The organism is Acidovorax sp. HMWF018 (genome assembly GCF_003061035.1).
In the GTDB taxonomy this organism is placed as follows: Bacteria; Pseudomonadota; Gammaproteobacteria; order Burkholderiales; family Burkholderiaceae_C; genus Acidovorax; species Acidovorax delafieldii.
This window is the reverse complement of the sequence record NZ_QAIM01000472.1, coordinates 2350-12237: the sequence shown is the minus strand read 5'-3', so window position 1 is coordinate 12237 and position 9888 is coordinate 2350. Positions and strand designations below refer to the sequence as shown.

At 65.3% G+C, this 9888-nt stretch carries 11 protein-coding genes; 3 read left to right on the top strand and 8 right to left on the bottom strand.

The window, feature by feature from the left end; translation table 11 throughout:
- On the top strand, positions 1–384 hold a 384-nt coding region (locus DBR23_RS31245), incomplete at its 5' end, for a sensor histidine kinase KdpD (protein WP_233250602.1).
- A gap of 21 nt (positions 385–405) precedes the next feature.
- Positions 406–1128, top strand: a complete 723-nt coding sequence (locus tag DBR23_RS20040; RefSeq protein WP_108499364.1) for a response regulator — start codon at positions 406–408, stop codon at positions 1126–1128.
- A gap of 7 nt (positions 1129–1135) precedes the next feature.
- Here DBR23_RS20040 and DBR23_RS20035 read toward each other — a convergent pair whose 3' ends face one another.
- Complete coding sequence (locus DBR23_RS20035; protein ID WP_108499363.1) at positions 1136–2101, bottom strand: YafY family protein; 966 nt, start codon at positions 2099–2101, stop codon at positions 1136–1138.
- Positions 2102–2195: 94 nt separating this feature from the next.
- On the opposite strand from DBR23_RS20035, the gene DBR23_RS20030 reads away from it, so the two are divergent.
- Positions 2196–2804, top strand: coding sequence for a glutathione S-transferase family protein (locus DBR23_RS20030; RefSeq protein ID WP_108499367.1), 609 nt, complete (start codon positions 2196–2198; stop codon positions 2802–2804).
- 186 nt (positions 2805–2990) lie between these two features.
- Here the strand turns inward: DBR23_RS20030 and rng are convergent, their stop codons facing one another.
- The 7 genes from rng to DBR23_RS19995 form a co-directional block, all read right to left on the bottom strand.
- Complete coding sequence (gene rng / locus DBR23_RS20025) at positions 2991–4481, bottom strand: ribonuclease G (protein ID WP_056062322.1); 1491 nt, start codon at positions 4479–4481, stop codon at positions 2991–2993.
- 30 nt (positions 4482–4511) lie between these two features.
- Positions 4512–5126: a nucleoside triphosphate pyrophosphatase gene (locus DBR23_RS20020; RefSeq protein ID WP_108499362.1), complete on the bottom strand. Its 615-nt coding sequence runs from the start codon at positions 5124–5126 to the stop codon at positions 4512–4514.
- 100 nt (positions 5127–5226) lie between these two features.
- The gene (rlmH, locus tag DBR23_RS20015) at positions 5227–5694 is read right to left on the bottom strand and encodes a 23S rRNA (pseudouridine(1915)-N(3))-methyltransferase RlmH (RefSeq protein WP_010458753.1); all 468 of its coding nucleotides are present in this window, start codon (positions 5692–5694) and stop codon (positions 5227–5229) included.
- A gap of 73 nt (positions 5695–5767) precedes the next feature.
- A complete protein-coding gene (rsfS, locus tag DBR23_RS20010) occupies positions 5768–6631 on the bottom strand; it encodes a ribosome silencing factor (protein ID WP_108499361.1) in 864 nt (287 codons plus the stop codon).
- Between the two features lie 184 nt (positions 6632–6815).
- Complete coding sequence (gene hemF, locus DBR23_RS20005; RefSeq protein WP_108499360.1) at positions 6816–7805, bottom strand: oxygen-dependent coproporphyrinogen oxidase; 990 nt, start codon at positions 7803–7805, stop codon at positions 6816–6818.
- A complete protein-coding gene (gene purD / locus DBR23_RS20000; protein ID WP_108499359.1) occupies positions 7805–9085 on the bottom strand; it encodes a phosphoribosylamine--glycine ligase in 1281 nt (426 codons plus the stop codon). Before purD ends, hemF begins: the two co-directional genes overlap by 1 nt.
- Before the next feature lie 114 nt (positions 9086–9199).
- A partial coding sequence (locus DBR23_RS19995; protein WP_108499366.1) for a YebC/PmpR family DNA-binding transcriptional regulator occupies positions 9200–9888 on the bottom strand: 689 nt, incomplete at its 5' end.

The window sequence follows — 9888 nt, the reverse complement described above, 5'->3', positions numbered from 1 at the left end:
CTGATGGAGCGCGTGCTGGTCAACCTGCTGGAAAACGCCGCCAAGTACACCCCCGCAGACACCACCATTCACATCAGCGCGCAGCCCCAAAGCGACGCGGTGGCACTGACCCTCACCGACGAAGGTCCGGGCCTGCCCAAAGGGCGCGAAGAGTTGCTGTTTGAAAAGTTCGAGCGTGGCGCCCGCGAAAGCGCCACGCCCGGTGTGGGCCTGGGGCTGGCGATCTGCCGCGCCATCGTGCAGGCGCACGGCGGCAGCATCCGGGGCGATACCATCCACAACGCCCAGGGCCAGCCTGCAGGCGCACGCTTTACGCTGCTGCTGCCACGCGGCACACCGCCCACCGATCTGGGCACCGATACAGACACCACCAGCGAAGTTTGAACGCGCGGCCCCGCAACCCCCATGACCGACCTGCCCACCCACATCCTCATCGTTGAAGACGAAGCCGACATCCGCCGCTTTGTGCGCCTGACGCTGGAGACCGAAGGCCACACCGTGCACGAGGCCGCCACCCTGCAGCGCGGCCTGATCGAGGCCGGTACCCGCCGCCCCGACCTGGTGGTGCTGGACCTGGGTCTGCCCGACGGGGATGGCGTGGACTTGATCCGAGACCTGCGCACCTGGTCGGCCATGCCCATCATCGTGCTCTCGGCCCGCAGCGCCGAGGCCAGCAAGATCGCGGCGCTGGATGCCGGCGCCGACGACTACCTGGTCAAACCCTTTGGCTCGGGCGAGCTGATGGCCCGCGTGCGCGCGCAGCTGCGGCGCAGCCAAAGGACATCCGGCGCCGAAGCCACACCCGTCATCCAGTTCGGCCCCATCACCGTAGACCTTGCCCGCCGTACGGTGGAGCGCCGCACGCAAAGCAATGGCGAAGGCGATGGCAGCGAGGCCCTGCACCTCACGCCCATCGAATACAAGCTGCTAACCTACCTGGCCTCCCAGCCCGACCGCGTCATCACCCACGCCCAATTGCTCAAAGCCGTGTGGGGCCCAGGCCATGCAGAAGACACGCACTACGTGCGCGTGCACATGGCCAACCTGCGCAAGAAGGTGGAGGACAACGCCTCCATGCCCCGGCACTTGCGGACTGAGGCGGGTATCGGGTACCGGTTCGTACCCTGACGCCAACTCACGAACTGCGTGCACCAGTGCAACGCAACGCCCGCTCCCCCGCCACGCGCAGCCGCTCCTGCAGCGACGCGGGCGCCAGCACCTCAAACTCCACATCCAGCGCCATGAGCCAGAACACCAGGGCATCGCTGGCCGCGCATTCCAGCTGGCACTGCTGCCCGTTGGCCAGCGTCGTGACCACACCGGCCGACTGCGGAATGCGCCGCGCCATTTCTGCATAAGGTGCATGCAGCACCACCCGCGCCTGGTCGGGGTGCGGCGCCGCGGTGATGGAGCGGGACACATACGCCTTGAGGTCGCCGCCGTCCGGCCCGGGGCGCGGCGAGAAATGCGCGCCGACTTCGGGCTTTGCCACCATGCGATCGATGCGAAAGGTGCGCCAGTCGCCACGGTCGCAGTCCCACGCCACCAGGTACCAGCGCATGCCGGTGTGCACCACGCCCTGTGGCTCCACCGAGCGCTGGGTAGCGCGCCCCTTGCCGTCTTCGTACGAGAAGCCAAGCCGCAACTGGTCGCGGCAGGCCGACGCCAGCGTGGCCAGCAACGTGGCCTCCACCACCGGCCCGGAGCGGTCCAGCGGCAGGATGGTGGAGCGCAACGCGTCCACCTGCTCACGCAGCCGCAGGGGCATGGCCTGCTCCAGTTTCACCAAGGCGCGCAGAGCGGGCTCTTCAATGCCGCCCACGGCTCCCGCAGTGGCGGTGCGCAGCGCAATCGATACGGCCAGGGCTTCTTCATCGTCTAGCAGCAACGGGGGCAACGCCTGCCCCGCACGAAAGGCATAGCCGCCCGCTACGCCACTGCTGGCCTGCACCGGGTAGCCCAGCTGGCGCAGGCGGTCGATGTCGCGCCGCAGCGTGCGCGGATGCACTTCCAGCCGCTCGGCCAGCTCGGGGCCCATCCAGTGGCTACGGGTTTGCAGCAGGGACAGCAGGCGCAACAGGCGTGTGGAAGAACTGAGCATGCCGCCACTGTACGTTGAATCGAGGACTGAAATTGTCCGCAATGGTTCTTACAGTGACTTCACCTTTTCTTCCACCACGACCAAGGAGTTTTCCATGTCCATCGTCCTTTACTGGCACCCCATGTCCAGCGCCACCCCGATTGCCTGCGCACTCACCGAGCTGGGCGTGCCCCACGAGCGCGTGAAGATCGACATCCGCACCGGCGAGCAGCGCCGCCCCGAATATCTCGCCCTGGACCCCAATGGCAAGGTCCCCACGCTGACGGTGGACGGTGCGCCCATGTTCGAGGCCCTGGCCATCCACCTGTGGCTGGGCCATCGCTACGGCATCGAGCGTGGCCTGTGGCCTGCCGCCGGCACGCCCGAGGCGCTGCAGGCGCTGTCGTGGTGCACCTGGGCGTACGTGACCTATGGCACGGTGCTGGTGCGCCTGCAGTTGGCCACGCAGGGCGAAGAGGCGCTGCGCACCCCTGCCCATGCACAGGCAGCCACAGCGGGGCTGAACGACCTGCTCACCCTGCTGGATGCCCGCCTGGCCGCCCAGCCCTGGATGCTGGGCGCGGACTATTCGCTAGTGGATCTGGTGGTGGGCTCGGTGCTGGGCTACAGCGTGTACCTGGGTGCACCCGTCAATGCACACCCGCATGTGCAGGCCTGGCTGGCGCGGGTGCAGGCGCGCCCAGCGATGCAAATAGAGGCCTGAGAGGCTGAGAGTCTTTTATCCATGCCCGCCTTGCACGCCAAAAAGCCCCGGCTCTTCGTTGCAAATGCTCGCCATAGCCCGAGCTATGGCTGTGCTTTGCGCCTCGATCCGAGGCGTTTTCGCGCGCCTTTCGGGCTCGGCTAAAAAACTCTCAGCCTCTGAACGCGCAGTTGATCAACGCTGCTGCTACAGCAGCACGATGTCGTACTGCTCCTGCCCCATCGCGCTTTCGGCCTGCAGCGAGATGGGCTTTTTGATGAAGTCAGAGAGGCCGGCCAGGTGCTGACTTTCCTCGTCCAGGAACAGCTCCACCACCCGCGCGGACGCCACCACGCGGAACTCGCGCGGGTTGAATTGGCGGGCTTCGCGCAGGATCTCGCGCAGGATGTCGTAGCACACGCTGCGCGCAGTTTTGACGCTGCCCTTGCCCTGGCACACCTCGCAGGGCTCGCACAGCATGTGTGCCAGTGATTCGCGGGTGCGCTTGCGCGTCATCTCCACCAGACCCAGTTGCGAGAAGGTGCCAGATGACATGGTCTTGACCCTGTCGCGGGCCAGCTGCTTTTTGAACTCCGACAGCACGGCCTGCTGGTGGTCGTCCCGCACCATGTCGATGAAGTCCACGATGATGATGCCGCCCAGGTTGCGCAGACGCAGCTGGCGCGCAATGGCTTGCGCGGCCTCCAGGTTGGTCTTGAAGATGGTGTCGTCAAAATTGCGAGCACCCACGTAGCCGCCGGTGTTCACGTCGATGGTGGTCAGCGCCTCGGTCTGGTCCACGATGAGGTAGCCGCCCGATTTGAGATCGACCCGGCGGCCCAGGGCCTTGGCCACCTCTTCGTCAATGGAGTACAGGTCAAAAATCGGCCGCTCACCCTTGTAGTGCTGCAGCTTGCCGGCGGCTGCGGGCATGAACTCCTGCCCGAACGCACGCAGGCGCTGGAACTGCTCCATCGAATCCAGGCGGATGGTCTGCGTGTGGTCGCCCACCAGATCGCGCAGCACGCGCTGCAGCAGGTCCAGGTCCTGGTGCAACAGCGACATGGCGGGCAGCTTGAGCGATGCCTCCTTGATGCGCGCCCAGGTCTTGCGCAGGTAGGCGATGTCTTCGGCCAGCTCGGCATCGGTGGAATCTTCGCCGTTGGTGCGCAGGATGAAGCCGCCGCCACCGCCCGTGGATTTGTCGCCCACCAGCGCCTGCAGCCGCGCGCGCAGCGCATCGCGCTCGGCGGGAGGGATCTTCTGCGACACGCCCACATGGTCGTCCTGCGGCAAAAACACCAGCAGGCGACCGGCAATGCTGATCTGCGTGGACAACCGCGCACCCTTGGTGCCGATCGGGTCCTTGATGACCTGCACCATCAGCGCCTGCCCCTCGAACACCTGCTTTTCGATCGGTACCTGCGGCTCGTTCTTGCGGGCAAATGCGGGCGGCTCGCCATCGGGCTGGCGCTGCCACACATCGGCCACGTGCAAGAAGGCCGCACGCTCCAGCCCGATGTCGATAAAGGCCGACTGCATGCCTGGCAGCACGCGCGAGACCTTGCCCAGATAGACATTGCCGACCAGACCGCGCTCCAGCGTGCGCTCGATGTGCAGCTCCTGCACCGCGCCGTGCTCCACCACGGCCACCCGGGTTTCCTGGGGGGACCAATTGATCAGGATGTCTTGTTGCATGGCGTTGTTGTTGTCTTTGGTTGGCGTCGCTCAGATCGCAAAGCCCGCTGCGCGCAGCAGCTGCGCGGTCTCGTACATCGGCAGCCCCATGATGCCCGAATAGCTGCCCGCCAGGTGCTCCACATACGCCGCCGCCCGGCCCTGGATGCCGTAGGCGCCCGCCTTGCCCAGCGGCTCCCCCGTAGCCACATACGCCTCGATCTGCGCAGGTGCCATGGGCGCGAAAGTGACGCGCGATACCGACAGTGCCGTCAGCCGCTTGGTGCCTACCAGCAGAGCCACAGCGGTCAGCACGCGGTGCTCGTGCCCTGCCAGTTCAGCCAGCATGCGTGCCGCATGGGCGGCATCGTCGGGCTTGCCGTAGATGGTGCGGCCCAGGGCCACGGTGGTATCGGAACACAGGATGGGCGCATCCGGTAACTGGCGCCGTGCACGCCGGGCCACGGCCGCGTCGAGCTTGAGCGCCGTCACGCGCTCCACGTACGCTGTGGGCGCTTCGCCGGGCAGCACCACCTCGATGGCTTCAGCGTCTTCGGGCTCGTCGCCATCCACGTTGGGCAGCAGCAGTTCGTGGCGCACGCCCAACTGTTCAAGCAACTGGCGGCGGCGCGGGCTCTGGGAGGCGAGGTAGATGAAGTCGGGCATGAACGGATTTTGAATAAAAATCGGCTCTAGCGCTTATTCATCAAGCGCTAGCAGCTATGAAAACAGGAGTAGCACAGACCATCATCGCAAAGGGTCTGCTTCATTCACGATGGTAAGGATGCCCGGCATTCACCGACCAGGCGCGGTACAGCTGCTCGATGAGCAACACCCGCACCATGGCGTGGGGAAGGGTCAGGTCGGACAGGCGAATGCGTTCGTGCGCACCCTGGCGAAAGGCCGGGTCCAGCCCGTCGGGGCCACCGATGACCAATGCCACGTCGTCACCGCCCAGTTGCCAGCCCTTGAGCCGTTCGGCCAGGGCCTTGGTGGTGAGGTTGGTGCCACGCTCGTCCAGTGCCACCACGCGCGTGCCGCGCGGGATGGCCGCCTCGATGCGCTCGCGCTCGGCGGCATAGAGCGTCTCCAGCGTCTTGGAGCCGCGCGGCTCGGTCTTGACGGCCTTGAGCTCGACCTTGAGTTCAGGTGGAAAACGTTTGGCGTAATCGTCGTACGCGGTCTGCGCCCAGTCGGGCACCCGCTGACCGACCGCCACTATCAGCAGCTTCATGGATCAACCTGGATGCGTGAGGGAATCACCGCTGCCGCGCGCAAGCGATGGAGCGCGCGGCAGCTGAAACGGATCAGCCCTTGCTGCGAGCAGGTGCCTTCTTGGCCGCGGGCTTGGAGCCCGATGCGGAGGCTGGCTTGGCAGCTGCGCGCGCAGGGGACTTGGCAGCTGGCGACTTCTTGGCCGCAGGCTTCTTGGCGCCACCGGGCTTGACCACCACCGTCTTGACAGGGGTCTTGGTGGCTGCGGGCTTCTTGGTGGCAACTGCGCCAGTGGTCTTGCTGGCTGGCTTGGCGGAGCTTGTCTTGGCAGCCGATTTGGCAGGTGCAGCCTTGGCTGCGGTTTTTGCAGCGGGCTTGGGGGCTGTTTTGGCAGCAGTCTTCGCAGAGGTCTTGGCGACCGCCTTGACGGTGGCCTTGCCCGAACGGGCGGCTACGGTGGGGGCCGCCGCCTTCTTGGCGGGCGCCTTGCCTGCCGCCTTGGCGTCAGACTTGGCCGCCTTCTGGGCCGACTTCTTCTCGGCCAACTCTGTGGCCGCGCTGGACACCGGCTTGGCTGCGCCAAGCTTCAGGCGCACGGGGGTGTCGCCCCACAGCTCTTCCAGGCGGTAGTACTGGCGGATGGCCGGTTGCATGATGTGCGCCACAGCCGCGCCACAGTCCACGATGATCCATTCGCCGTTGTCTTCGCCTTCGATGCGGGGCTTGGAGAACCCAGCCTCCTTGACCGCGTCGCGTACGCTGGCGGCCAGGGCCTTGGTCTGGCGGTTGGAGGTGCCCGATGCCACGATCACCCGTTCAAACAGCGGCGAGAGATGCTCGGTGTTGAAGACCTGGATGTCTTGCGCCTTGACGTCTTCCAGGCCATCAACGATGGCGCGCTGGAGTTTGGTGACGTCTTTTTTGGCAGCGGTTTCCGATTTGGTGGAGGTGGTCATCAGGCGGTGAATAGAGAGGGAATGGAATCAATATAGCGTGCAACGCATCGCGCAGCCAGCGGGCTGGGCCTTGAGTGTTGCGCGGGTGTTGTGCTGGGGCGCTGCAGCAATATGAGGTGTTTTTGACCTCTTGCGCTCATGTGAAAAGCGCGGGCAGCTATTGAAATTATAGCTTTTGCGTTTTTCAGGCCATTGACTGCGCTGCGCCAAGGCCTTCAGCCAGCCAGTCGCGCCGCACCAAAAAGCGTTGCGTGAGGTCGGCTTCGGCCGAATCGGCTGCGTCAGAGCGCTGGTAAGACCAAGACACGAGCGGCGGCATGGACAGCAAAATGGACTCGGTTCGCCCGCCCGACTGCAGGCCAAAGTGTGTACCCCGATCCCACACCAGGTTGAACTCGACATAGCGGCCCCGGCGATACAGCTGGAAGTCGCGTTCGCGCTCGCCGTAGGGCATGCCCCGACGTTTCTCGACGATGGGCAGGTAGGCGCCGAGGAAGGCATCGCCCACCGACTGCGTCATCGCCAGGCTTTGTTCAAAGCCCAGCTCCGAGAAATCGTCATAGAACACGCCGCCCACGCCGCGCTGCTCGCTGCGGTGCTTGAGATAAAAGTACTCGTCGCACCATTGCTTGAAGCGGGGGTACTTGTCGTCGCCAAAGGCGCTGAGCGCATCGCGGCAGGTGCGGTGAAAGTGCACCGCATCCTCTTCAAACCCGTAGTACGGCGTGAGGTCCATGCCGCCGCCAAACCAGCAGGTGGGTGCCTGGCCGGGGTGGCCGGCGGCGATCATGCGCACGTTCATGTGCACCGTGGGCACATACGGGTTGCGAGGGTGGAACACCAGCGACACGCCCATGGCCTCGAACGGCGCACCCGCCAGCTCGGGCCGGTGCTGCGTGGCCGAAGGTGGCAGCTGCGGGCCGCGTACGTGGCTGAAGCCGCAACCCGCACGCTCGAACACGCGGCCGCCTTCCATGATCTTGGTGATGCCGTCACCCTGCAGCGGCTCGCCGGGCGGCTTGCTCCAGGCATCGGCCAGAAAGCGTGCGCCGCCCTCACCTTCAGCGGCTTCCACGGCTTCCAGCGCATCGGTGATGCGGGCCTGAAGGCCCACCAGGTAGCCGCGCACGCGGGTCACCGTGTCGGCAGGGTTCAGGGTCTGAGCGTCTGCCATCAGCTTTTCAGGGCACGGAAGCCGATGTCGCGGCGGTACTGCGCGCCATCAAACTGGATGCCGCGTGCCACGTCATACGCACGCTGCTGCGCCTGCTTGACGCTGTCGGCCAGCACCGTCACGCACAACACCCGGCCACCGGTCACGCTGACCACCCCATCCTTCAACTGCGTGCCCGCATGGAACACCACGGCATCGTCCGCCTCAGCAGGCAGGCCAGTGATGGGGTCGCCCTTGCGCGGGTTCTCCGGGTAGCCATGGGCGGCCATGACCACGCCCAGCGCGGTGCGGCGGTCCCATTGCAGTTCCATCTGGTCGAGTTTGCCGTCAGCAGCAGCGGCCATCACGTCGCTGAAGTCGCTCTTCAGGCGCATCAAGATGGGCTGCGTCTCGGGGTCGCCCATGCGGCAATTGAATTCGAGCGTCTTGGGCTGGCCCTTGGCGTCGATCATCAGGCCGGCATACAGGAAGCCCGTGTAGGGAATGCCGTCCTTTTCCATGCCCCGGATGGTGGGCAGGATGATCTCGCGCATCGCGCGGGCGTGCACATCGGCCGTGACCACGGGCGCGGGCGAATACGCACCCATGCCGCCGGTGTTGGGGCCTTCGTCGCCGTCCTTCAAGCGCTTGTGGTCTTGGCTAGTGGCCAGGGCCAGCACGTTCTTGCCGTCGCACAGCACGATGAAACTGGCTTCTTCGCCTTCGAGGAATTCCTCGATCACCACACGCGCGCCGCCTTCGTTGTGCGTCACACCGTATTTGTTGTCCACCAGCATGAAGTCCACCGCGTCGTGGGCCTCCTGCAGAGTCATGGCCACGACCACGCCCTTGCCCGCTGCCAGGCCGTCGGCCTTGATGACGATGGGTGCGCCCAGCCGGTCCACAAACGCGTGGGCGGCTGCCGGGTCGGTAAAGGTGTCGTAGTCGGCCGTGGGGATGCCATGGCGGCGCATGAAGGCCTTAGAGAAGGCCTTGGAGCTTTCGAGCTGGGCAGCCGCCTTGGTGGGGCCGAAGATGCGCAGGCCGTTGGCACGGAACTCATCGACCACGCCAGCCGCCAGTGGGGCTTCGGGGCCCACCACCGTCAGCGCGATCTTCTCGGCCTGGGCCCACGCGCGCAGTTCGCGCACGTCGGAGATCGCCACGTTTTCGAGCTTGGGGTTCAGGGCCGTGCCACCGTTGCCGGGTGCCACAAACACTTTGGTCACCTTGGGGGACTGGCTCAGTTTCCACGCCATCGCGTGTTCACGGCCGCCGCCACCAATCACAAGTACTTTCATAGGAACCTTTTGTGAATCCGGCCCACAGCGATGCGCTGCTGGGCGGGATTCGGGGGAATATCAGTCGGAAAACAGGTCAGGGCAAGAATAAAGCGGTGATCAACGGATGCAAAGTCACAGCGCCGCGTTGTGGTAGACCTCTTGCGTGTCGTCCAGGTCTTCCAGCACATCCAGCAGCTTCTGCATCTTGGCGGCGTCTTCGCCGGTCAGTTCGATGGTGTTTTCAGGCCGCATGGTCACGCCCGCCACTTCGGCCGTCAGGCCTGCAGCCTCCAGCGCGTTCTTCACCGCTTCAAAGTCGGCTGGGGCGGTCAGCACCTCCACCGCGCCGTCTTCGTCGGTCACTACGTCTTCAGCGCCTGCCTCCAGCGCCACTTCCATCACCTTGTCTTCGCTGGTACCGGGGGCAAAGATCAGCTGGCCGCAGTGCTTGAACTGGAACACCACCGAGCCTTCGGTGCCCATGTTGCCACCGTGTTTGCTGAACGCATGGCGCACTTCGGCCACGGTGCGCACGCGGTTGTCGGTCATGGTGTCGATCATGATGGCTGCGCCGCCAATGCCATAGCCTTCGTAGCGGATTTCTTCGTAGGTCAGGCCTTCGGCGTTGCCCGTGGCCTTGTCGATGTTGTACTTGATGCGGTCGGCGGGCATGTTGGCCGCCTTGGCCTTGTCCACCGCCAGGCGCAGGCGGGGGTTGGCAGACAGGTCGCCGCCACCGGCACGGGCGGCTACAGTGATTTCACGAATGATGCGGGTCCAGATCTTGCCGCGTTTTTCATCCTGGCGCCCTTTGCGGTGCT